Consider the following 25,200-nt stretch of genomic DNA (forward strand, 5'->3'; position numbering starts at 1 on the left):
CTCCAAGATGCAGGAGGGTACGATTCAGCCCTTTTATTGTCGATGCATGCGAAGTAAAATCATTGTTTAATAATTTCAAACAATCAGTGTGATTATGCAAAAAAACCTAAAACAGATTATCAGTTTTCTGCAAGTGGTTGATTCAGGATCATTTACCAAGGCAGCAGAGATTTTGGGTTTAAGTCGATCGATGGTGAGTATTGATATCAAGCATTTAGAACAGCATTTAAATGTGAGTTTGCTGATTCGTAATACGCGTAATATCGCACTGACTGAAATAGGCAAAAGCTTTTATGAGGATTTCAAACACATTCAATTGCAAATCGAAGAAGCTTTTGAGCGCAGTCAAAACTTAGCCACAAGTGTCACAGGGATATTGCGTTTTTCATCGACCAATGAATTTGGACGGAAATTCATTTTACCTTTGCTGGGTGAGTTTTGCCGCCAATATCCTCAATTACAACTACAATATTCATTTAATTCTTCCTTAGATGATTTAGTCACTGAAAAATTAGATTTGGTCATTCGGTTGGGAAACTTAAAAGACTCATCGATGCGGACACGAAAAATTGCTGAATATCCGATTTATTTGGTTGCCAGCCCTGAATTTTTACAACGTTATCCAATCAATAGCATTGCTGATTTAGCACATGTTCCTTGGATTGGTCATCGCTTATTGAATTGGCAGGATGCGCAATATGTTTTACAAAATGATCAAGGTGAAAAACATACATTGCCTTTTGTTAGAAGTCAGTATGAATCTAATTCGGCAGAAGCGATACATCAGATGACACTTGCTTCATTGGGCGTTGCGATATCGCCAGCTTGGTTGGTCGATGAAGATATTCAGCAAAATCGTTTAACTCGGGTGTTAGCTGATTTTGATTTACCTGTACAAAATGTCCAATTGCTCTATCCGAATACGGGAACCTTGCCAGCAAAAACCCGTGTCTTTATCGATTTTTTGGTGCAACGACTGTGTCTTTAATCATGTCAAAATTGGCGCTTGCTATTGCAAATAGATAAAATGCATGGTCAATTGTTAGACTAGATTTCGCCAGATCAATTGTTTATATAAAACCAACAGGATATCATCAAAAAATATCACAACTCATCTGTATACAGCTCAGTAAAATATAGCAAGATGAGCTTCGGTCTAAAAAGAATTTATAAAATGGTGTTGATGTTCTATGCGTGAACCGTCCTCCTGTCCGCCAGTTTCTACCCCTATGAATCAGCAAGCATTGATTCAAAATGGTGATATTGCACCGCAAACGCTGGTTGCCTGTGAGGAATGTGACACGCTCTATCATCGAATTCAGCTGACCCAAGGTGAGCGTGCTTATTGTCTCTGTTGTGGTGCTGAGCTTTATCGGCAAAGCAAACCATTTAGTGTCTTACTGGCAATGGTAACAACATCACTGATCGTATTTGTGATTGCCAATAGTTTTCCGATTGTTAAGGTGGAATTGCAGGGGAATGATTCCCAGACAACATTACTGGGTGCAGCATGGGCAATGTTTCATGCCGGGCAAGGGCCAGTAGGTGTGTTGATTCTTATCACGACTTTCGTGGTGCCTCTATTGGATTTATTGCTGCTGTTCTATGTACTTTCATCAGTTCATTTTTTTAAAGTTCGGCCTCGCTATTTAGTTGCAGCATTTCGTACCCTGTTTTTATTTAGAACATGGGGAATGGTTGAAGTATTTTTGATTGGGGTATTGGTCACCTTGGTTAAACTGGTCGGGATGGTTGTGGTGATTCCGGGCGTTGCATTATGGGGATTCTCCATACTGAGTGTGTTGCTGGTTTATATTGCCTCAGTAAAAGTCAAAGATCTTTGGGATGAGATCGACAGGAGACTCTCATGAAAACTGAACAGTCTCAGGCTAATTTTTCAAAATACTCAGCGAATATCGACAATAAAAATTCGTTGCAATACCCAAGAGCCAAAGATTTGTCTTTGGTGCTTTGTCATTGCTGTGGAACACTCAATAAACAGGTTCCAGAGGCTGAAACAAAACACGCTTCACATTGCTTGAAATGTCATAGTGTGCTGCATCAACGTAAACCAAAGAGCTTAGACAGAACCCTTGCTTTGGTGATTGCGGCGAGTATTTTATATATTCCAGCCAATGTACTTCCGATGACCGTCACAGATTCTTTGTTAGGCAGTCAGCAAGATACGATCATGAGTGGTGTGATCTATTTTTGGCAGAATGGGGATTATTTGGTTTCTGTTGTTATTTTTATGGCCAGTATCTTTATTCCCATGTTAAAACTTTTAATTCTGTGTTTTCTGTTGATTGCAGTAAAAATGCAGTCTTCTAAACGTTTGCATTTTTCACCTGAGCATTGCTCAATGCTTTATCGGATTGTCGAGTTTATCGGTCGATGGTCGATGATTGATGTTTTTGTGGTGGCTTTATTGACCGCCCTGATTCAGATTCAATCACTGGCAACTATTCTCGCTGGGCCGGGCGCGGTTGCTTTTGGTGCAGTGGTGGTTTTAACCATGTTTGCTTCACTGAGTTTTGACCCGCGTATTATTTGGGATAATTATTCTGCTGCCCAGAATACGCACAACAAGAATGGGCTTTCCCTGCAAGGCTCAGATGTGATTCACGTGGATCATGCTCCCTTGAATCATGATTTATCCAATTCCAGTCAATAAAACAATGATGGGTGTGTATGTCTGAAAATAAAACCAATAACGAAAGCTCAGATCATCAGGATCCTCATGCTGTAGATGAAACGCAGCAGATTTTGCCTGAACCTGAGAAAAATAAAGGACGCTGGCGACCATCGTTGATCTGGCTGATTCCGTTTATTGCCTTGCTGATAGGACTGTCGTTGGCAGTCAAAGCGGTATTAGATACTGGTCCGACCATTAATGTTGCTTTTAGAACGGCTGAAGGGCTGGTTGCAGGTAAGACGACTGTTCGTTTTAAACAAGTGGATATCGGTCTTGTTCGCCAAATTGATCTTGCCGATGATCATTCACATGTCATTGCCAAAATTGAACTGCGTAAGGATGCCAGTAATTTTGCTGCAAAAGACTCACGCTTCTGGGTGGTTCGCCCACGCATTGGTGCCAGTGGTGTCTCCGGAATTGATACCTTATTGTCGGGTGCTTATATTGAAGTTGATGGCGGTAAGGCAGAACAAAAACAGGATGAGTTCACTGGCTTAGAAGTTCCTCCAGTCATCTCATCAGATGTACCGGGTAAAATCTTTTTCCTCAAAGCCAATAACCTAGGTTCACTGGATATCGGTTCTCCTATTTATTATCGTCAGATCAATGTGGGTCAAATCACGGCTTATCAGTTGGCCAAAGATGGTAAGAGTGTTGAGTTACAGACCTTTATTCAAGCACCTTATGATAAGTTTGTGACCACAGATGCGCGTTTCTGGCAGGCCAGTGGTGTCGATGTCAGCTTAAGTGCATCAGGATTTAAGCTAGATACCCAGTCTCTGGTGAGTATTATCGCTGGCGGGATTGCTTTCGGTTATCCTGAGAATTCACATGCTGCTGTTGCTTCGGATCAAAGTCGTTTTAATTTATGGGATTCTCGTACTGAAGCTTTGAAAGAGCCAGATGGAAATCCACATCGTATCATTATGTATTTTGATCAGTCTTTACGTGGCTTGTCGGCAGGTGCACCGATTGACTTTATGGGGATTGAAATTGGTAATATTCAGTCGATTAATGCGGAGTTTGATGCAAATTATACTCAGATTCGGATGCGCGCTGAGGGGGTCATTTATCCATCTCGTTTAGCCAATGGCAAAGAACTTGATCCTGATGGTGTGATTTTTAAACGCTTTATCGAAAGAGGCTGGCGTGCTCAGATGCGCACTGGAAATCTACTGACAGGGCAGAACTATATCGCCTTTGATTTATTCCCTAAAGCAAAACCAGCAAACTTAATCATCAGATCAAATGGTGTGATTGAGGTTCCAACCACACCAACCGAGTTGAAGGGATTACAAGCACAAGTATCGCAAATTGCAGACAAACTGAATAAATTCCCATTGGTGGAAATTGGGCAGGATGTACGTAAAACTCTCAATAATATGAATTCAGCGATTAGCTCTACAGATAAACTGGTGAAACAGTTGGATGGGAAAGTCGCGCCAGGACTACAGGCGACGTTGGATGATGTACGTAAAACCATGCGCTCTACTGAAACCATTCTATCCAGTGATGCGCCAATGCAACAGGATGTCCGCCGTGCTTTACAGCAAATGACACGTGCTGCCGCATCTTTACAGTTAATGGCTGACTATATTGAACAACACCCAGAATCACTCATTCGTGGGAAAACGCCTGAGGTTAAGAATGCTAAATAAAAAAAATAGCTCACATTTTTTGTCCTATTTGCCGCCGTCTAGTCGAGCAGGTTGTGGTCTGTTACTGGCCATTGTGGGTTTAGCTGGCTGTTCCAGTTCGCCTACACCAAACTACTATAGTTTGACGCCAACGGTTAAACCGTTGGTGAGTTCAAATGTACGGGTGATTGAAGTCCTGCCAGTGGGATTACCCGACCGTTTAAACAGGGCGCCTTTGGTCTTACAGGACAGCAGTGGTAAATCTAATGTATTGGATAACGAACGCTGGACGTCCACATTGGGGGCAGAGTTACGTGATGGATTGTCTGCGGGTTTGCAACAGAAATTAGGTGCTGTCGATCGTTACAGCAGTGGTATGACAGGTGGTAAAGTCTCTTACCGTATTGCAACCGACTTTTCTCGCTTTGATATTATTGAACACTCCGACACACGTTCGTTAATGGGTTCGATGAATCGGGATATTGAGGTGGCAGTTGCTTGGATTATTAAACGTGATGATCCAGCCAGACCCTTAAATCAGCCAACAGGTGTACAAAATGCAGTTTTGCCTAACCGACAACTCAGTTGTCGAATGGCATTTACCGATGCAGTTGGTGCAGATGGCAATAAAATTGTTGATATTGTCAGTGTTTCACGGCAGTCATTGAGTAAGGTGGTCGAAGCGATTGCCGCTTCTGTTGTGGCGACAGAAGCCAATAAAGCTGTGGTGATGGAAGGGGTGACGTGTTCCTAAGCAAGCGCTATAAAAAAACACCCCAGTTTTAAATAAATCTGGGGTGCTGTTAAATTTGATTCAGTGTTAACAATCTAAAAAACTGAATATTCAAAATTCTTTAAATATTAAACCATCGCTGGATCACTGACAGAATCTGCACCTGTTTCAACGCGTCCTGCAAAGCGTCGATAAAACTTAGTGTCCTGAGTACAGGTTACGGCAAAATCATACCATTGCCATGTATCTTTCAATTCCCAATGTCGCGTTGATGTTTGACCTGCTTTTACACTGATTTTTAACGCTGCGTCACTACGATAGACGACTGGGCTAATGACCAGTTCAACATCTTTTGTGCCCGTGTTGGTCAGGTCTAAATAAACATTACCATTGGCAATATCATAACACACTCGAATTTCAGGATTGATTTGCAGGGTTTGATTACGATTCAAATCACCTTTGAAATGGCGATGAAAACCATTTGGTCCCATTACCCAAAGATCGTATAAGCCTTGATTATCCTTTTTCACATTCCAAACATCATCCAGTGTTTTACCCGCTTCTACAATGTAACGACGCGGAACACGACTGAGATTTAACTTGTCATAGACATGAAAAACTGCACCTTGAGTCCCTGTATTCGAGAACAAGAGTTTGACTGTTCCATCATTTTGACAACGTGCACTGGTATGTAATTCATAAGGCAATGCTTTAGATGGGCGAATACCACTGGCTTGAATTGGAAGTTGTAAATTGGTTGGAATCGGAACATTGGGCAACTTTTGCTGAGCTGAACGAAGTTGATCTGCTTGCTCACGGGTTTGTTTACCATTTAATTCTGGCAGTACATCTTCATTTGGGGTTTTAAAATTAAATGCTGAGGTTAAATCACCACAAATCGCACGACGATAAGGACTGATATTCGTTTCTTTTACCCCAAAGCGTTGTTCTAAAAACATTAATACTGACGTATGATCAAACACTTGAGAGTTAACTACACCACCACGACTCCATGGTGAAATTACAAAGAGTGGTACCCGTGGGCCCGGTCCATAAACACCATTGTCTTTTTTAGGCTGGCTACTGCTGCCTAGTGGCGCGTCATGTAGATAATATTCATGCTGCATATCAGCTTGGCTGAGGGTGGACTTACCCGCATAAGTATTGTCTGCTTGTAAGGTCGGCGCTGATGGAGACGGAACATGGTCAAAATAACCATCATTTTCATCAAAATTGATCAAGAAAACGGTTTTACTCCAAACCTCTGGCACTGCTGTTAAAGCATCTAAGATTTCTTGAATAAACCAAGAACCTTGTACTGGGCTTGATGGACCTGGATGTTCACAATAGATAGAAGGTGCATTGATCCAAGACACTTGGGGGAGTTTGCCTGTTTTGATATCATTTTTAAAAGCATCTAAAAACTCTTCGGGTTTATTGCCGGGCAGGGTGTTTGCGATACCTTTATACAGTGGATTTTTAGCATTATCGGTTGTGGCATCATAAGCTTTATAAGGCAATGGTTGCGCTGCTTTATTGTATGGACTATTTGGCGCACCACCACTTGAAACTGGATAGCCTGAAGCAATATTGGCTTTTTTAAAGGTACGGAATGCACCGAGCATGTTATCGCCCCATTCATCCGGCATATTTTGATAGCAAATCCAGTTAACACCTGCCTCTTCTAAACGTTCAGCATAGGTTTTCCATGTGTAGCCGATATCTACATTTTGGGGATCGCCATCAATCCAGTCCCATTCATTATTCACAAACGCAGTACTGGTCGGTACTGCGCCATTGGTGCCAGTTAAATGAAATGAACGGTTGGCATCTGTACCCGTGTGCATTGAACAGTGATATGCATCGCAAATGGTAAAAGCATTGGCTAAAGCAAACTGATAAGGGATTTCCTGCTCTTTAAAATAACCCATTGCATAATCAGTTTTATGGGTAGGCCAATTTGACATACGGCCGTTGTCCCAAGCTTTTTGGCTATCCACCCAAGTATGATTTGTACCGGGTGCACGTTGTGCATTATTACTGGATCCATCTAAATGAAAAGGGGTTAATAAGGCACCGTTACTTCGTTGTTGTTGCCATACAGTACGATCATTTTGCAAAGGAATGGTTAAGCGGTCGGCAAAACCACGAACGCCTTTTAATGTACCAAAATAATGGTCAAATGAACGGTTTTCCTGCATCAAGATAACCACATGTTCGACATCCTGAATGGTTCCTGTTTTATTATTTGCAGGAATAGCCAATGCTTTTTGAATGCTGGCTGGAAATGTAGATAAGGCAGCAGCACCAAAACTTGTTTTAAGTGTATTTGCTAAAAATTGACGACGATTAATCACAATATTTCCCTTTGGTATTTTTATGTTTATGGTGCGCAACGCATTAATGGTTTTTTAGATCCATCAGGCTGTGTGCTGGTCTTATCATCATTTGAATCATTACAAGCTGTGAGTGCCAGTAAAATGGGGAAAATATAAATGTAGGATAGCCATTGTTTCGATTTTCTTAACATGTGTTTCATCCATTATAAAGATGCCCACACATTAGACAGCGCTTGTGACAGCAAGGTGTCACCTTTATGACAAATCATTGACATGGCAATAGCGCTAGAAATCGAGACAGAAATCTAGATAGAAATAGAAAATAAAACTGGAAAAGCTTAATCGGTTTTGATGGAGAGATTAGAGAGGAATGTTTAATTTTAATTTGAACTGTTGTTGAGATCTAAGATATTTATTCAGTATTTTTTTTAAATAATTAATTTTATTGGTTATATTTTTATGGGATGAATAATCATGCATCTGATCAAAATGCGATGGGTGAAAACAGATTTTAAGTTTTTGGCTTAGATCGATTGTCTTTATAGGAATGATACTGTCATTTAAGGACAACCTGAAGCTTTAACGTATTCACATCATTGACAAGATCAACGTGGACCATTATTTTAATTTTACAAGTTCTTTTTTGGAACTTGTTATTTTAAGATAAATTCTTGAGGTGAACCATGTCTATATCAGCGGTGAAAGAAAAATCAAAGCAAAAAACACCTGCATCATTTCCAGTACGTCGTATGGATTATGAATTTCAGGATATGCCCAAGTATTGGTGTAATGACGAACCAACCTTTACTCACTACTTCACAGGTCTATCGACGCTTTTTCCTGAAGGTGAATCGTACTTTGTCCGTTCAGTGCGCGCTTTACGTGGAAAAATTAAAAACAACCCACAATTAGATCGTGATATTGGTGCTTTTATTGGGCAAGAAGCCATGCACTCTAAAGAACATCATGCTTTTCATCTCAGTGCACAACAATATGGTTTAGATCCTGAATCCTTAGAAAAAGCCACGGGGATCATATTAAAAGCGGTAGAACGTGCTTTTCCTAAAAAATGGAATCTCTTGGTCACAGTGGGTCTGGAACATTACACCGCAGTGTTGGTGGTAGAGATGATGAAAAATGTCAATGAGTTAATGACCGATACCACTATTCGCAATTTATGGTTATGGCACAGTGTTGAAGAAACCGAACACAAGGCTGTGGCTTATGACATGTATGAATACTTATATGGTAAGGGCTTAGATGCCTACATTCCTCGCGTGGCGATTTTTACATTTAGTCTTGTGCTGATCACACTATTTTCTAATGTATATCAAGTGGTGTTAATGTCGAGAGATAAACAATTATTAAACCTTAAGTCTTGGACTAAGTTTGCTGGGTTTACAGTGCAAGCCTATCGTAAGCTGGTACCGCAATTTTTCTCTTATTATCAGTTTGATTTTCATCCGAATGATACCGATGAATCCGAAATTGTCGCACAAACTAAAGTAAAAATTGGCTTATCTCCTGAACAATCAACCCTTCTCCAATAAGTATTTTATTTATCAAAATAGGAAATAGTGATGAATCCACTCAATATGACTGGTCTGGAAATTATGCAAGCATTCCAAAAAGGACTGGTGCCAGCGCCTGGTATTGCAAAAACCATGGGGATGGAGGAAGTAGGAGACGTTGAATATGGTCGCATTGTATTTATGGCCATTGCAGATGAACGTCATAGCAACCCATTGGGTGGAGTACATGGTGGTTTTGCCGCAACGATATTGGATTCAGTGACAGGGTGTGCCACACATACCGTCTTGGCTGCGGGTGAGGGCTATGGAACCACTGATCTTGCGATAAAAATGTGTCGTCCAATGCCGTTTAATAAAAAGTTAATTGCTGAAGGTAAAGTCATCAACGTAGGGAAAAACTTAGTCATTTCAGAAGGCTATCTTCGAGATGAAGAAGGAAAATTGTATGCACATGCAACAGCAACCAATATGATTATCCGTCGTTGAAAGATTCTATTTCTGCATCATGGCTTTAAGCCAGAATTTTTTGGATCATGGCTTTTAATTCAGATTTTTTGATTTATCGCCTTTGAATCAGGCCGTTGATGTATTAAGTGCTGATCCTGTGATGTAGTTCATCGAATATCAATCGACCCAACGTTAAGCTGAGAATATAAAATGAATTCAGTTGTATTACATCAATGGGAAATCTCACCTTTTTGCCAAAAAGTTGCCAGGATGCTGCAATTTAAAGGGATTGCTTATCAGACTGTGGATTATAACGGTGTACTGGGTGCAAAAGTGCCAATGCTCAGTAAAGCAGGCAAGGTTCCTGTTCTGGATATTGATGGTCAACGTATTCAGGACAGTACCCGTATTGCACGTTATCTTGATGATGCTTACCCAGACTTACCACGATTATATCCTGCTGATCCTTTGCAAAAGGCCTATGTTGAACTTTGGGAAGATTGGTCAGACGAGTTGTTATATTTTTATGAGGTGCACTTTCGTGTCAGTGATGCTGATGCCTTAGATCATGCGGTTGAAATGAGTGCAAAAGGTCGCCCCAAACATGAAATATATTTGTTAAAACCCTTGCTCAAAGCAACATTAAACCTGCAACTTAAAATGCAGGGTACAGGTCGTATGGCCACGCAGGATATTGAGGCGGAATTTATTCGTCATTTAGAGCGTATCGAATTGGTGTTGGCGCAAACAGGGTGGTTGGTTGGCGAGGGTAAAACACTGGCTGATATTGCGGTTGGTTCGCAGCTTTTAGAGATTGTCCGCACCAGTAAAATTTGGGGCACTAAAATTAAAGCTTATCCTTCTATTGCTCAATGGATCGACTTGCTATGAATACGCAGAATGCAACATCTCAAAATATAGCAACACTTCCATGTGTGGTTGTTATGGGCGTAGGTGCTGAACAAGGAATTGGAGCAGCAGTTTGTCGTCGTTTTGCTCAAGAAAAATTAAAAGTACATGTTGTGGGGCGTACTTTAGCGAAAGTGCAAGCCGTGGCTGATTCAATCAATGCGCAAGGTGGACACGCCGTAGCACATGCTTTGGATGCTGAAAATGAACAACAAGTGCAGACTTTTTTTGCGGAGAGGAATGCGCAAAAGGAGCATCTCGTCGCTGTTATTCATAATGTGGGGGGCAATATTCCCTCAATTTTTTTAAAGACCTCTCTTCAGTTTTTTACTCAAATGTGGCGTTCTACTTTTTTATCGGCTTTTTTAGTGTCACAACAAGCCTTAAAAATCTTTGAACAACAGCAATATGGCACACTGATTTTTACCGGGGCAAGTGCATCTCTTCGTGGTAAACCTTTTTTTGCGGCATTTACCATGGGCAAATCTGCATTACGTAATTACGCATTGCATCTCGCCCAGATGTATAAGCCTCAAAATATCCATGTTGCACATATTATTGTTGATGGTATGGTCGATGGTGATCGTGTCAATAAGGCGGTATTTGGTTTAGGGCGCTTACTGAGACTTACACGAGGCACAGGTGGATTAAATATCGAAGCGATTGCTGAGAATTATTGGATGCTTTATCAACAAAAGCGTGATTTATGGACCCATGAGCTGGATTTACGTCCTTATCAGGAGAAATTCTAATATGTACAATTTAATTCCTCCATTGCTGAGAAAAAAATCCAAACTACAGGGCTGTATTGTTGTTATTGGCAACGAAACCCACTCGCTCAGCCAGCTTTTTGTGGATCAAGCACACAATAGTACAATGCCTGTATATCAAGTTCAGCATGATCCTATGCAAACCAATCTAAAGATTGAGCAACAAGATTCAGGATTAAAGCGGGTTCGTTTGAATCTGATCAATCCGACTGCTTTAAAAAATTTAGTTGGCTATATTCAACGAACAGGGCATTCAATTGAACTGTGTATTTTCCAAGCTGATTTTTCAAAATCATTGTCGAATTCCGATGCTTCAGCCCAACAGGTCGAACAGCTTTGGCAAAATACTGGTTTGGCTGCGGTAAATATTGCCCAAGCGATTATTCGACAGATGTTGATAAAGTCACAAGGAACTTTGATCTTTCTAGGAACACAGCCCAACTTGATCGCTGAAAATAATGGCTTAACTCAGAGTATGTTTGCCAGTATTCGGGCATTGGCACAATCTTTGGCAAGAGAGTTTCATCCTAAAGGCATCCATATCACTTATTGTATGTTGGAAAGCTGGCATAGTCAGAATGTTGTCTTGATGGATGCGGTTAAAAATATGTGTTGGCATCTTTATCAACAACCTGATTCAACTTGGAGTCAGGAATTGAGTGTTGGCGTATAAATACTATGGGGATCAATGCGAGAGAGCGCTAGTTAATCATATCCATCAAGCAGCGTGATTGAAACTTCAAAGCAATCGATTATCCTGAAACAATCGTACAATCCATTCGATAAAAACTTTTTGTCGTGGTGAAACCAGTGTTTTTGATGGATAAAGTAAAGAAATAGGCAGGGATGGAACAGGATAGTCAGTTAAAATTTGACAAAGTGTGCCTTGCTCTAGCTCAGATAAATAACCATAACGCGGTGCTTGGATGATCCCCAAATGCTGTTTGGCTGCTGCTGCATAGGTATTTGCACCATTGACTTGAATCTTTAACGGCAACTCAAAAAACTGTGTTTTCTTCCCTGTCAGAAACTCAAGCGGCAGTGGCTTTTGTCGAGCAGAAGAATAAAATCCGACCATAAAATGTGATTGTAGATCTTCTAAGCGCTGTGGTGTGCCATATTTTTCTAAGTATTTGGGACTGGCTAATGTCACTTGTTGAATATCACCCAGATGCCTGACAATTAACTCACTATTATTGAGCTGACCTATACGAATGACACAATCAATGCCTTCTTTTATCAGATCTACATAACGGTCGCTTTCGGTGAGTTGCAACTGTATCTGTGGAAACTCAGCTAAAAAATCATTTAATTTTGGCAGAATAAAATGCGCAGCAAAAATACCATGAACTGCGATTTTTAAAGGCCCTTGAGGTTTTGCATCAAGAAAATCATGATCAGACTCATTGATATAACCCAAGATATATTTGCAGCGCTCATAATAAATATGACCTTCATCGGTTGCTTTTACCTGACGAGTGGTACGCAACAATAAGCGCGTATTGAGTTGGAATTCTAATTGTTTAATTGCATCGGTCAGTGTTGAACGTGGCAAATTTAAGATCTGTGCTGCTTTGGTAAAACTTTGTTGTTCAACCACATTGACGAAAGCAGACATTGCATTGAGTTTATCCATACGCCATTCCAATTGTTCGATTTATTCGGATAAAGATGTCAGGTTTAACTAGATTATCTGGTTTTATCTGAACAGTATCATAGAAGCGATTAGAGGTATATTTTATTCCATGAGGTCATCACGATGCATACAACAGGTCATACACAGCAAGAAAAAGTGATTTTAATTACAGGCGCTTCTCGCGGGATTGGTGCATTTACTGCCAGCTTATTGGCACAACAAGGCCATAAAATCATTATCAATTATGCCAGTAACGATAAAGAGGCGGAGCATGTCTTGAGCAGTATTCAAGCGTTAGGCGGAACAGCGAGTCTATTTAAAGCCAACATCAGCCATTCTAATGAAGTGACTGCATTATTTGATTATGCAATTCAAACCTATGGTCGATTGGATGTGCTGATCAACAATGCAGGGATTTTGAAATTAAGTAAGATTGAACAATTAGACGATGAAAGTATTGATCAAGTTTTAGCAATTAATATTAAAGGCCCTTTATATACCATGCGTGAAGCTGCTAAGCGACTGCAAAAGGGCGGTAAAATTATTAATTTATCCAGCAGTGTGGTGGGGATGAAACTCGAAACCTATGGTGTTTATACTGCATCAAAAGCTGCCATTGAATCCTTAACAGCTATTTTAGCCAAAGAGTTAAGAGGAAAAAATATTACGGTAAATGCAATTGCACCTGGGCCTACGGCAACTGAACTTTTTCTTGAAGGCAAAAGTGATGAATTGATTGCTCAGTTGAGCAAAGCTGCACCTTTAGAGCGTTTAGGCACTGTAGAAGATATTGCCGCAGTGTTGGATTTCGCCGTAAATGAAGCGAGTAATTGGGTCAATGCCCAAGTCCTTCGGGTCAATGGTGGGATCGTTTAATTCCATTGGGAAAATCCTGACCCAAGGATTTAATTGGGGTCGATAGAGGATAATCACTTTATTTATCTGCTATCGCCCCCAATTTTGATGAGATCAAGACCTGTGCGAATCAAGGCTATACAAATTATTTTTTATAGGCTTTCGCTTGGGTTATGTATTTTTCCATTTCTTCATCTGGAACCATTCCTCCTCCAGTCCCCCAGACAATATGATTGGCATTTTCCAGTTGCTGTTGGCTAAAGTGATGTAGTGCGGCATAGTTTTGATGTTGATTGGTCAAAATTGGCCCAAGCATACCCGCCAGCGCAGAAGGTTCTAATTTAAGCTGTTCTGCATCATTGAGCATGCCCAAGAGTACATACATGGTTTCATCCGTTAATGTATAAAAACCGTCTAATAATCTTTGCATTGCTCGACCCACAAAGCCAGATGCTCGCCCAACAGCGAGGCCATCAGCAGCGGTGATATTGTCTATACCCAGATCTTGAACTGAAATTTCATCATGTAAACCCGTTGCAACACCGAGTAACATACATGGTGAATGGGTTGGCTCGGCAAAAATACAATGTACATGATCACCAAAGGCCATTTTTAAGCCAAATGCAACGCCACCGGGGCCTCCGCCAACACCACAAGGTAAATAAACAAACAAAGGATGTTGTTGATCAACCAAAATATTTTTTTGTTCTAATTGTTGTTTTAAACGTTGCCCAGCAACTGCATAACCTAAGAATAAGGTTTGTGAGTTTTCATCATCGATAAAAAAGCAGTTTGGATTTTCTAATGCTGCCTTTCTGCCTTGTTCTACGGCAACACCATAATCTTCAGCATATTCAACTACTGTGACATTGTGCGCACGTAACTTATCTTTCTTCCATTGACGTGCATCTGCTGACATATGCACAGTCACATCAAAGCCTAATTTTGCACTCATGATACCAATAGAAAGGCCTAAATTTCCGGTAGAACCGACCGCAATACTGTATTGACTAAAAAACTGTTTAAACTCTGGACGATCCAGTTTTGCATAATCATCTTCAAGGTTTAGGCGTTGTGCTTGAATCGCAAGCTTTTCAGCATGACAAAGTACCTCATAGATGCCACCACGGGCTTTAATTGAACCCGATATAGGAAGATGACTGTCTTTTTTAAGCCATAACTGACCATGGATCGATTGTCCAAAATACTGTTCCAACTGTTGCTGCATTTGAGGAATCGCTGCCAGTTCGGATTCTATAATACCTTGAGATGCCGCTGTTTCTGGAAAGGCTTTCATCAAATAGGGTGCAAAGCGTGTCAAACGTGCACTGGCATCATCAATATCTTTTTGGTCCAACCCGACATAGGGCAGCCCTTCTACCAGTGAGGTAAAATTGGGATTAAACCACGCCACTTCTTTGAGTGCGATAAGGTCTTTAACAATCGGATATTGGGCAATCAGTTGATTAATCTGTTGAGCGTTCATAAAATACTCCTAAAGGCTTAAATAAAATGAGAAAGCAGGAAGGTGCAGCCCAATGCTGTGAGCGAGGCAAGAAAAGTTGCAGAGGTATAATATTTAAAGGTTTCGTTTAATGTAGCACCACAGTATTGTTTGACTAACCAAAATAGAGAGTCGGTCACAATGGTAAAACCGATGGCACCTGAACCAATCGCAATCGCCATGATTTCAGGACTAATATCTGGATAGAGCGGTAACATTGGCGCAACGATTGCAGTTGCACCCATCATTGCAACAGTGGCAGAACCTACAGCTGCATGTAAAATCAGCGCAACCAACCAAGCGAGTAAAATTGGATGTATATGCAAATGGGAAAGCGTAACTGCCATTGAGTCAGCTAAACCACTGGCTTTTAAAATACTGTTAAATGCACCACCAGCCCCAATGATAAATAAGATGTTGGCAATTGAAGAAAATGAGTCTTCTGTGGCTTTTAATAAGCTTCCCATCTGCATATTACGGCGTAGACCAAGGGTGTAGTAGGCAACAAATACCGCAATAAACATGGCGGTGATCGGATTGCCGATAAAGCCTAAAATGTGTGAAAGCTGAGTGGATGTATGATTATTTAATTCAGCCACAGTTTTGATTAACATTAATCCGATTGGAAGAAAAACTGTAAATAAGGTGATTTTTAAAGAAGGTAAGTTGTGTTCTTCTTTTAAGGTAAGCTTTGAAAATTCGACAGGTACTGCTTTAAACGGTAAACGTTGACCAACTAATTTTAAAAACAGTGGGCCACCAACCAGTGCGGCGGCTAAACCCACCATTAAGCCAAAAATAATCACGGTACCGACATCAGCCCCTAGTTTATTGGTGACATAAAGTGCGGCAGGGTGTGGCGGTACCACACAATGTACAGCCATTAATGCTGTGCATAATGGAATAGCCAATTTAAACAAAGAGGTTTTGGTATGCTGCGCTATAGAAAAAGCCAAGGGAATTAATAACACCACACCAACTTCTACAAATAAAGTGATGCCACAAAATAGCCCAATCAACACCATGACCACATCACTGGATATCCAGTGACATCGCTGCAAAGACAGGGCGATACGTTCAGCAGCGCCAGAGATTTCCATCATTTTGCCGAGAATGGTACCCAGTGCAATGACTGTGGCAAGGAAACCCAAGGTGCTTCCAATCCCATTTTCAATTGCATTGACCATATCCAGTAATGGCATTTTCATTGCTACACCGACAAAGAAGCTTGCCAGAAGCAAAGCTAAAAAGGGATGCAGTTTAAATTTTAAAATAGTAAAAATTATTAACCCGATACTGGTTAATAATATACCGACATCCACGAAATTGGTTTCCATACCATATATCTCTGTGACAAAAGTTATTCTTTGTCTATTGAAGTTAAACCAGAGAAATCCGTCAAATGATCATATTTGATCTACGGGTTAAAATAATTCACTTGAAAAATAAATCCTAAATAAATTTTGATTTTTAAATGATTTATACGTTATTTATATGGGCATAGGACAGCAAGAAGCATGTGATCAATCATTTTGTTTCAGCAAAAAGGAAAAAGGCATGACCAACGCACACAAAAATCTAACCGGTTTTCAACTCTCAAAACTGTATACATTTGAAGTTGCGGCTAGACATGAGTCTTTTGCACTTGCTGCTGAAGAATTGTCTTTAACCCCAAGTGCGGTAAGTCACCAAATTAATTTGTTAGAAAAAGAACTTAATATCAAACTGTTTTTACGTTTGCATCGTAAAGTAAAGTTAACCACTGAGGGACAGCGGATTTTAGCTGCTTTACAATTTTCATTAGACTCGTTAAACGTTGAAATTAAGGCACTGCAAAATCAGCAACTTGTTGGCTCACTCACGATTTATGCAAGACCATCGATTGCTCAGTGTTGGTTAGTTCCTCAATTGCCTGATTTCATCCAACGCTATCCATTGATTCAACTTTCAGTTTTAACGGGCAATGAGGATGTAAATTTTCAACGTAGCGGAATTGATATTGCGCTTTATTTTGACAATCAGCCGTCTTTTCAGTTGAATTATCAGTATTTAATGGACGAATATATTATCCCGGTATGTAGTCCTGCATATGCGGAAAAATTTAACCTCTACGATCATCTAGACAACTTAAAAAACTGCACATTGCTGCATGACTGCCAAGCATGGAGTAACGGCACAGGCGCAGATGAATGGAACAGTTGGACGCAGCATTTTAATGTAAATATGGATCATTCTTCAGAGATGAGTTTTGACCGATCTGATCTGGCTTTGATTGCTGCTAAAAATCACTTGGGTATTACCATGGGACGTAAAAAACTAGTAGAAAAAGACTTAGAAAGTGGTGAGCTGGTAATGCCATTTAAAAACATGTATTTAAAATGTGATCAGCATTACTATATTACATCATTGAAAAATAATGAATTACCTAAAGTTAAAGCATTTAGTGACTGGATAAAAGCACGAGCAAACTCAGAAATAGGGCATCAATGAAAAACTCTAAACCCTAGAAAAAGCCTAAACTCTAGAAAAAGCCTAAACTCTAGAAAAAGCCTAAACTCTAGAAAAAGCCGAGCAAGCCTTGAATAAAAAATCACGAAATCAATTTTATGCTAAAACCTAAAAATTAATATTTTTTGCTGTTAGAGCTTTTATAATACTTGATTATTATGGTGAATAGACTTCTTTCATAAGTCCTTTTTAAAACCATAAATAAACATAAAAGCGCCCTCATCCTAGCCTTCTCCCAAAGGGAGAATGAATTTTCAATACCAATATGCTTTACTTCACATGATCATTTTTTGATGTATGAAAGATCTTTAATATTTGAGTGTTTATATTTTAATAACGCCAATCAGAATAAAAAATAAACAAACCTAAATATAACGAGAAATTAAAGAGAAATAAAAAGGAAAGATGCAATAAATTTTATATTAACAATAGGATGATTGAGGTGGAAAAGCTAAACTGAAAATGACATTTTAAAATATAAACAACAACAAAATATACGAATTTTAAGACAGTAAGATCATCCAAAAATACAGATTCTCCCTCTAAAGTCATGTTCAAATATTTATAAAAAAGTGAAGTTTAATTATAAATATTTATTATTTTTCAATATTTTGATGGATTTTGTTGAAGGTTAAAAAGCAGATCTAGCAACATTGTTATTGTAAATAAAATTGTAATTGATTATTATTCTCATTTGTTGATTGTGTGTGTATATTTGTAATCCATATTTTTACTTCTGATTTGAAGATACTGGATGACCTGAAATATACACATTTAATGATGATTAATATCATTGAATAAGATTTCTCCCTCATCAATCTAAACCCTGTTGAGCTATATGAATAGGGGCATGATGAGGGTAATCGATATAACAAGTATCGCATTTAAATATTGATTTTTTAAATAGCAAAATGGAAAGAATTTTTTAATTCAACAAATATTCACCTCCAAGGAAACGAACATGAAAAAATTGGCGCTATGGATGACCAGTTTAACTGCAATGGCAACTGCTGGATCAGCGGTTGCTGCTACAGTCGATCAATCCAATGCTTATCAACAGGCATATGCATTATATGTGCTTTATCATCCTAATAATAAAGAGCAGAACAGTAGCACTTTAATTAAGCAATATACTCAGGACTATGCCGAATTGTTTAAGGCGAATAAAAAAGTCAATCAAGTGCAGTTTGTTCAATACGAGCAAGCACGTTTAGAGCCATTACTTAAACAGCGCCGTGAAATGTCAGAAAAACAGGCGCATGTACGTTATGGCATTCTCGATAATAATAAAGACCAGAAACTGACTTTAAAGGAATTTCAGGAGACAGGTTTAAAAACCTTTAATGAGTTTGATAAAAACTTGGATGGTTTAGTAAATGCAGAAGATGCCAAATTAGCGGGCAATAGTAATGCAACGCATGATGGATTCCGCGTGAAACTACCAATTTCAATGCCCATGCCAAGTAACATCAACGAATTTATTAGCCAATATGGTCAAGGGAAAAACTATGTAACGCTTGGAGATTACCTCACAGCGCGTGACAAACAATATTTTGCAACCGATGCGAATGGTGATCATATTGTCACTGAGAAGGAATATGTGGATGAGTTTATGCAACGTTTTGATGCCAATATCGCAACAGGTAAAGTCAAAATGCAGGAAACGGCAGCACAACAATTTCAAGTGATTGGCAAAGGTAAAACAACAATTCAAGCCAGTGATATTCAACAATTTGCTAAAAATATGGATCAAGCGATCAGTCAATAAATTATCGCCAATAAGTGATAAACAGTTTCTCGGTCATCTTGAGGATGATCGAGAAATTTTTTTATTTTAAAGCGATAAGCTTTTGATAAAATTATAATAATTTTGAATTAAATTTTGTTTAAGATTTACCATATGTCCCATTTGAGTATGTTGTGTAGTCTTATAAATGAGTTGGATAAATTAAAAAATTCAATTAAAAGGGCAAACTGAGCTCTCATTTTCTTTATTTTTTTGCTAAGATATTGTTAATAATTCTCATTCTCTTTAAGTATGTCTGATCCTATTAGCACACTATACCGTCATCACCATTCTTGGTTATATCAATGGTTAAAACGTCGCCTCAACCATAGTGAAGATGCCGCTGATTTAGCCCATGATACTTTTCTGCGTATCTTAAAGCGTAAAGATGAATTGTATTTTGATCAGCCGCGTGCAATTTTAACCACTGTTGCCAAGGGAATCTTGATTAATTGGTATCAACGTAAAGCGATTGAAAAATCCTATTTAGAGGCGCTTTCAAGCAGACCTGAATATGATGAAATTACACCTGAGCAAAAAATATCGGCAATTGAATCTTTATGTTTGATTAATCAATTACTCAATCAATTGCCTGAGCGCCAGCAACAGGTCTTTATTTGGTCACAATTAGAAGGGTTGACTCAACAGGAAATTGCAACACGCTTAAATATTTCTACCCGAACCGTGATGCGTGATCTGGTTTCAGTACTGAGTCAATGTTTAGCTGTTATGGATTAATGTCTGCATGTTGCATGATCAAATTTATCAAGAAACAGCGCAATGGATCATTAAAATCCAACACGCACCATTGAATGAAACTGAACAGCTTGAATTTGAACAATGGAAACAGCAAAGTTCCCAACACCAAGCTGCATGGTCTAAAGCCGAACGCTTATTGTATAGCCTTGAGGAATTTCCCGAAGATGGGCAACAGCTGATTCAGCAAGGCAAGAAAAATGCCCAATTTAATTTAAACAAACAACTGGTGCTTGCCTGTTTTCTGTGTTTTGGCAGTGTCATGTTATGGAACTCGGATTATCGCTATAGATGGTTATCGGATTATCGTACTGCGGTGGGTCAGCAGAAACAGGTTGAGCTGGAAGATGGGACACAACTTCAATTAAATACCCATACGGCTTTGGACGTGCGTTATACAGCGCAACAACGTATTGTAAAATTACATTATGGCGAAATACAAATACGTACGGCCAAAGAAAAAAATCATGCTTATCGCCCATTCTTGGTCGAAACTGAATCGGCAAATCTTCAAGCGCTTGGCACTGTATTTAATGTTCAGTATTTAAATAACAGTGAAAATCAAACCTGTCTAGGCGTCATAGAAAGCGCAGTGAAAGTCAGCTTGAACCAGTCCAAACACACTAAAATTGTCCATGCTGGTGAGCAGCTCTGCTTTGATGATCGCAATTTTAAAGCATTACAAAGTTTAGATCCGAATGTATTGGCATGGAAAAACCACATGGTCATGGCTTTTGAAATGCCGTTGGAAAAATTGCTTCAAGAAATTGGGCGCTATCAACACCAATATATAGATATTGCCCCTCAATTGAAGTCGTTAAAAGTTTCAGGTTCATATCCAGTCAATGACTTTGGCACCTTACAAACAGCATTGCAATTCAGCTATCCAATCAAAGTAGAACGTTATTTCGGGGATCGTGTGTTGAGCATTCAGCCTAAAGCTGAAAATCAGAAAAGTAAAAATAATTAAGAAATGATGTCAGTTTTTACAGACAAGGCGGGTAATACAGTTAAACCAAACAAACTGGAGAAAATTGATGAGCACGTCATTCACACTCAACCGCCTTGCATCTCGTTTAAAAACAGAGACAGCCAGTCAACATGAATATATGCATCAATTAATGGAAAAAGCCCAAGTATTTAAAGATGTCGCACATTATGCAAAATTTACTTTGTCACAGTATTATTTTCAAAAAAATGTCGAATATTTATTTCAACATCCCAAGGTTGCAGCCTTGATTTCTGATTTAGATATTCGTGGACGTTCGCAAGCAGCTTACTTAGACCTAGAAGACCTTCAGATCGAACCAGAATCGTTGGCCTTGGTTACTGAAACGATCGGCTTTCCTGAAGCGCTGGGTTGGATCTATGTATCAGAAGGTTCTACGATGGGTGCAGCATTCTTATTTAAACAAGCGCAACAAAGTTTGGGGTTTTCCGCAGATTTTGCTGCGAGAAATTTGGCTGCTTATCCAGAAGGGCGGGCCAAAGTCTGGAAACACTTTATTGAGGAACTTGATCAGGCTGACTTTACTCAAGATGAGCAAGATCGTGTCATTTACGCTGCTCAACAAGCCTTTGATTATTTTGGCGCATTATTAAAAGACATTCATTCAACATGAAGAAAGCGTCTTCTGTCAGCAATCACACACAAGGCAAAGACTTAACGCTGTTAGCGTCTTTGCCAGTAACGCCATCCGCAAATTTACATTCATCCTCAGTGGTGCGTGTGATCTGCATCATCTTGGCAATTTTGTGTCTTGTTCTCGCTGTGGTGGGCATTGTATTGCCAGGGATTCCAACTTTTGATTTTCTCTTTTTGGCAACAATTTTTGCCTCAAAAGGTTCAGCACGCTTGCATCGTTGGTTACATCAAAATCGTTATATTGCAATGTTGCTCGCACAATATCATGGCGGTTTTAAACAGATTTCGCGTTCACGTAAATGGATGATGACATTGAGTATTTTATTCGGTACGACAATGTTAATGGTGTCTTCACTGCATCTGCACTTAAAACTTAGTCTGTTGGTCATTTTGCTGATTGGGTTGATCTGGATTTGGACCAGACCAGAAAAAATATAAATTTTCATGTCATGTTTTAACAATTCACTGGGTAATGATTATTGAAAATGAAAATCATTCACAAGTGTGGGCGTTCCTATGAAGTTTAAAAAACAAACTCTGGCCATGTTAATACAGTGCTTTTGCATCAGTGGTGTTTATGCACAAATTACTCCCAATGTTTCGATGGCAGCGAAAAAAGCGCCAGAAAAATATTATCAAATTTCAGAGAATCAGTTGGGCTATGTATTATCAAGTTTTGCAGCACAGTCGGGTATTGCCTTAAGTTATGATGCAAATATTTTAAAAGGGCTGAAAAGTAAAGGAATTACCGGGCATTATAGTGTAAAGCAAGGCTTCGATTATTTGCTTACAGATCACCCTTTTCGGGTAGAGCAGCAAGGTTCGACTTATGTCTTAATTGCTAAATCTGGCTCAGCTAAACCGAATACAGAGAAAAACACTGCGATTGCAAATACAAGCACTCCGTTAAATAACCCTTCACTTTTCAATAATACGGACAGTGACGTTGTTACGCTTCCTCAGATTAAAGTCAATGCTGTACAACAAAAACAAAAGGTCAATACAACACAGCTGAATCGTGAACACATTAGCCGATTTAGAGGCACGGGGAATGGTGATGTGTTTTCTGATATCGCTGGTGTACAAGTCAATAGCCTGCGTAACGAAGCGGGTGCAATTGATATTGGCATCCGTGGAGTACAAGGTGAGGGGCGTGTTCCTGTAATTATTGATGGTAGCCTACAATCCAGCCATACCTTTCGAGGCTATCAAGGAGAGAGTGACCGAACTTATATCGATATGGATTTGATTAGTCAGATTGAAGTCGAAAAAGGCGCATCGCGAGCGAAATTTAGTGTGGGCGGTATTGGCGGAATCGTGAAAATGCGTACACTCAGTGCAAACGATATTTTGCTGCCTAATCGTCAATCAGGTGTCATGCTAAAAGGCAGTTTTTATAACAATAACAAAGCACCACAGACCTCAGATAATGAGCGTGAGCAGATGTCTTATCTGCTTCGTAATAAACTGTCCTCGAATAATTTTCAAAATGGCGCTGGCACAATCGCTGCTGCTTATCGGAATGATGTATTCGATCTGGTGGCTGCTTATAGTAAACGCGAAGTCGGTAATTACTATGCTGGAAAACATGGCATTGATTATTATGAAGCGCGAGATATTGTTGATGTTGGACCCGGTCAAGAGGTGGTAAACACCAGTTATAAAAGTGATTCAGGCATCATCAAAGCGGGTATGAATATTACAGACGAACATCGTGTTGAAGTGAATATGCGCCGCCATATACAAAAAGCGGGTGAGGTCATGGCTTTTTATTGGAATAGATCGCAAGTGATTGATCCCAACTCTCCACCTTGGGGATACATCGATGGTGATTATGTTCTACCCAAATATATAGAGGGTGCATATACCATGCCACAATGGTCCCTTGGAACCGCAGCGATTAATGCATTCAGTGCCAACTATACCTATAAGCCCAAGAATAATCAGTGGTTTGATTTAGAGTTAGGGATTTGGCATACCAATGCCAAATATCGCCAGCACAATGGCATGCTTGGCATCGCCAATTCACATTATGGCGACCAATACTGGGGAAGTTTTCAAGACTATCGTAGTGGGATTAATTTAGAAAACACCAGTAAAATTGATGCTTTAACCTTGAATTATGGTCTGACATATGACGAGCAACGGATGAAGCCACAAAATCTTATTGATACTGAAATCGCACGTGATGGATTACGTCAAGAGTCCTCTCTATTTCTCAATGGCGATTATATCTTTAAAGATTTTAGCCTGAGTTTAGGCAGTAAATGGCATAAGGCAAAAGTTAAGGATTATGGAGACCAGTATGTCGCAATGAGACCGGTCGCCAATTCCGATTTAAATGACAAAGGCTATGCGCTTCGAGATTATGACGGAAAGATCGACTGGATGGCGCAGCTGAATTATCAGTTGCTGAATGGTATTGATGTCTATGCAAAACTTTCCAATATGTATCGCAGTCCAAGTTTGTTTGAATCGACAGTTTCCAAACAAACCTTTAGTTATGATCCAGATTTGCCGATTAAATCAGAGAATTCTCGTCTCGTTGAGTTTGGCTTTATTGGGCACAACGATAACGTATTCACTGAAGCAGATCAGTTAAAATTCAATATCAATTATTTCCGTAATCAAACCCAAAATTTCCTTACCCAAGGAGTACAACGTAAAGATATTGTTAATGAGATTACGCCTGATTTTATTTTGCCTTATACCACCTCATATACTTTTCTAAATTATGAGCAAGTTGTATTGAAAGGTTTAGAGTTTAATCTTGCTTACCAGCATCCAAGTTTCTTTGTGAACATGAACGGAACTTTATATCAAGCACCGAAAGTATGCCCAGCGACGAAAGATGATTGTAATGAGGTCGGAGATTCTTGGAGTCTGATTTCAACACGCTTGCCACCACGTAAACTTTTTAATATTAGTTTAGGCAAAAGTTTGTTTGAAAATAAACTCAATGTGGGGGTACGTGCCAGATATCATTCTGAAAAGAAAAATCCTAAAGGTTGGTTACAGGGTACAGGGGTGAGTGGGCGTGCGGTGACTGAAATTTCTTCGGAAACCTTAGTTGATATTTTTGCGAGCTATAAACTGAATCCAAATCTAAATCTCTCGTTTAATGTTGATAACTTAACCAATCGTTATAACTTTGATCCTGGTACAGTGATCGGTATGCCGATTCCCGGCCGTACCATCAAAGCTGGGTTTGAAATGAGATTCTAGAATTATAAAACAATCAAATCGGCAAAACCTAACTGTAAAAATATGAGTGAACAAAGTAGTGAAAAATCAGTCGCTCTAAATCAGTAGCTCTAAATCAGTGGTTAGAATCACGCATTAAAAAATTGATAAAGTTCTATAGATATAGAACTTTATCAATAAAAAATTATATTCAAGCGATCTGATCATACACAGAAGCTTAGACAGCAGCATGCTGGTTGTTCAG

General features: G+C 39.4%; 22 protein-coding genes. 18 read left to right on the plus strand and 4 right to left on the minus strand.

The features are described from left to right. The first annotated feature begins 94 nt into the window (after positions 1-94). The 5 genes from L3V46_RS04885 to L3V46_RS04905 all read left to right on the plus strand — a co-directional run bounded on the left by L3V46_RS04885 (position 95) and on the right by L3V46_RS04905 (position 5,086). The gene (locus tag L3V46_RS04885) at positions 95-988 is read left to right on the plus strand and encodes a LysR family transcriptional regulator (protein ID WP_239045078.1); all 894 of its coding nucleotides are present in this window, start codon (positions 95-97) and stop codon (positions 986-988) included. A gap of 241 nt (positions 989-1,229) precedes the next feature. Beyond that, positions 1,230-1,871, plus strand: coding sequence for a paraquat-inducible protein A (locus L3V46_RS04890; RefSeq protein WP_239046750.1), 642 nt, complete (start codon positions 1,230-1,232; stop codon positions 1,869-1,871). Further along, entirely contained in the window at positions 1,868-2,674 is an 807-nt protein-coding gene (locus L3V46_RS04895; RefSeq protein WP_239045079.1) for a paraquat-inducible protein A, read from the plus strand. Before L3V46_RS04890 ends, L3V46_RS04895 begins: the two co-directional genes overlap by 4 nt. An 11-nt stretch (positions 2,675-2,685) precedes the next feature. Then, entirely contained in the window at positions 2,686-4,353 is a 1,668-nt protein-coding gene (locus tag L3V46_RS04900; protein ID WP_167468956.1) for an MlaD family protein, read from the plus strand. Next, on the plus strand, positions 4,343-5,086 hold the full coding sequence (locus tag L3V46_RS04905; RefSeq protein WP_239045080.1) for an ABC-type transport auxiliary lipoprotein family protein: 744 nt from the start codon (positions 4,343-4,345) through the stop codon (positions 5,084-5,086). Before L3V46_RS04900 ends, L3V46_RS04905 begins: the two co-directional genes overlap by 11 nt. 107 nt (positions 5,087-5,193) lie before the next feature. On the opposite strand, the gene L3V46_RS04910 is transcribed toward L3V46_RS04905, so the two are convergent. Next, positions 5,194-7,422, minus strand: a complete 2,229-nt coding sequence (locus tag L3V46_RS04910) for a phospholipase C, phosphocholine-specific (protein ID WP_239045081.1) — start codon at positions 7,420-7,422, stop codon at positions 5,194-5,196. 665 nt (positions 7,423-8,087) lie between these two features. Between L3V46_RS04910 and L3V46_RS04915 the strand changes: the two genes are divergently transcribed. From L3V46_RS04915 to L3V46_RS04935, 5 genes are all read left to right on the plus strand, one after another. Next, positions 8,088-8,954: a metal-dependent hydrolase gene (locus L3V46_RS04915; RefSeq protein WP_239045082.1), complete on the plus strand. Its 867-nt coding sequence runs from the start codon at positions 8,088-8,090 to the stop codon at positions 8,952-8,954. Positions 8,955-8,984: 30 nt separating this feature from the next. Then, positions 8,985-9,422: a PaaI family thioesterase gene (locus tag L3V46_RS04920; protein WP_004717695.1), complete on the plus strand. Its 438-nt coding sequence runs from the start codon at positions 8,985-8,987 to the stop codon at positions 9,420-9,422. A 171-nt stretch (positions 9,423-9,593) separates the two neighbouring features. Next, entirely contained in the window at positions 9,594-10,274 is a 681-nt protein-coding gene (locus L3V46_RS04925; RefSeq protein ID WP_239045083.1) for a glutathione S-transferase family protein, read from the plus strand. Continuing rightward, complete coding sequence (locus tag L3V46_RS04930; protein ID WP_239045084.1) at positions 10,271-11,044, plus strand: SDR family NAD(P)-dependent oxidoreductase; 774 nt, start codon at positions 10,271-10,273, stop codon at positions 11,042-11,044. The genes L3V46_RS04925 and L3V46_RS04930 overlap by 4 nt, the downstream gene beginning before the upstream one ends. 1 nt (position 11,045) lies before the next feature. Further along, on the plus strand, positions 11,046-11,735 hold the full coding sequence (locus L3V46_RS04935; RefSeq protein ID WP_239045085.1) for an oxidoreductase: 690 nt from the start codon (positions 11,046-11,048) through the stop codon (positions 11,733-11,735). Between the two features lie 66 nt (positions 11,736-11,801). Here L3V46_RS04935 and L3V46_RS04940 read toward each other — a convergent pair whose 3' ends face one another. Further along, the gene (locus L3V46_RS04940) at positions 11,802-12,698 is read right to left on the minus strand and encodes a LysR family transcriptional regulator (RefSeq protein WP_239045086.1); all 897 of its coding nucleotides are present in this window, start codon (positions 12,696-12,698) and stop codon (positions 11,802-11,804) included. Positions 12,699-12,821: 123 nt separating this feature from the next. Between L3V46_RS04940 and L3V46_RS04945 the strand changes: the two genes are divergently transcribed. Next, the gene (locus tag L3V46_RS04945) at positions 12,822-13,574 is read left to right on the plus strand and encodes an SDR family oxidoreductase (protein ID WP_004823497.1); all 753 of its coding nucleotides are present in this window, start codon (positions 12,822-12,824) and stop codon (positions 13,572-13,574) included. 124 nt (positions 13,575-13,698) lie between these two features. Here the strand turns inward: L3V46_RS04945 and L3V46_RS04950 are convergent, their stop codons facing one another. Together L3V46_RS04950 and dsdX are read right to left on the minus strand one after the other, a co-directional pair. After that, the gene (locus L3V46_RS04950; protein WP_239045087.1) at positions 13,699-15,039 is read right to left on the minus strand and encodes a D-serine ammonia-lyase; all 1,341 of its coding nucleotides are present in this window, start codon (positions 15,037-15,039) and stop codon (positions 13,699-13,701) included. Positions 15,040-15,056: 17 nt separating this feature from the next. Beyond that, positions 15,057-16,394, minus strand: a complete 1,338-nt coding sequence (gene dsdX / locus L3V46_RS04955) for a D-serine transporter DsdX (RefSeq protein WP_239045088.1) — start codon at positions 16,392-16,394, stop codon at positions 15,057-15,059. Between the two features lie 220 nt (positions 16,395-16,614). Between dsdX and dsdC the strand changes: the two genes are divergently transcribed. From dsdC to L3V46_RS04990, 7 genes are all read left to right on the plus strand, one after another. Then, positions 16,615-17,547 carry a DNA-binding transcriptional regulator DsdC gene (dsdC, locus tag L3V46_RS04960; RefSeq protein ID WP_004717679.1) on the plus strand — a complete coding sequence of 311 codons (933 nt, stop codon included), beginning with the start codon at positions 16,615-16,617 and terminating at the stop codon, positions 17,545-17,547. Positions 17,548-18,526: 979 nt separating this feature from the next. Beyond that, the gene (locus L3V46_RS04965) at positions 18,527-19,333 is read left to right on the plus strand and encodes a hypothetical protein (RefSeq protein ID WP_004823491.1); all 807 of its coding nucleotides are present in this window, start codon (positions 18,527-18,529) and stop codon (positions 19,331-19,333) included. A 270-nt stretch (positions 19,334-19,603) separates the two neighbouring features. Further along, positions 19,604-20,089 carry a sigma-70 family RNA polymerase sigma factor gene (locus tag L3V46_RS04970; RefSeq protein WP_239045089.1) on the plus strand — a complete coding sequence of 162 codons (486 nt, stop codon included), beginning with the start codon at positions 19,604-19,606 and terminating at the stop codon, positions 20,087-20,089. 7 nt (positions 20,090-20,096) lie between these two features. Further along, the gene (locus tag L3V46_RS04975) at positions 20,097-21,077 is read left to right on the plus strand and encodes a FecR family protein (RefSeq protein WP_239045090.1); all 981 of its coding nucleotides are present in this window, start codon (positions 20,097-20,099) and stop codon (positions 21,075-21,077) included. Between the two features lie 67 nt (positions 21,078-21,144). After that, positions 21,145-21,729, plus strand: coding sequence for a biliverdin-producing heme oxygenase (locus L3V46_RS04980; protein WP_239045091.1), 585 nt, complete (start codon positions 21,145-21,147; stop codon positions 21,727-21,729). Then, positions 21,726-22,190: a YbaN family protein gene (locus L3V46_RS04985; protein ID WP_034615503.1), complete on the plus strand. Its 465-nt coding sequence runs from the start codon at positions 21,726-21,728 to the stop codon at positions 22,188-22,190. Before L3V46_RS04980 ends, L3V46_RS04985 begins: the two co-directional genes overlap by 4 nt. 78 nt (positions 22,191-22,268) lie before the next feature. Next, positions 22,269-24,977, plus strand: coding sequence for a TonB-dependent receptor (locus L3V46_RS04990; protein ID WP_239045092.1), 2,709 nt, complete (start codon positions 22,269-22,271; stop codon positions 24,975-24,977). Positions 24,978-25,200: the final 223 nt, after the last annotated feature.

Origin of the sequence: Acinetobacter sp. AG3 (assembly GCF_022343575.1) — a bacterium.
Taxonomy (GTDB): Bacteria; Pseudomonadota; Gammaproteobacteria; order Pseudomonadales; family Moraxellaceae; genus Acinetobacter; species Acinetobacter guillouiae.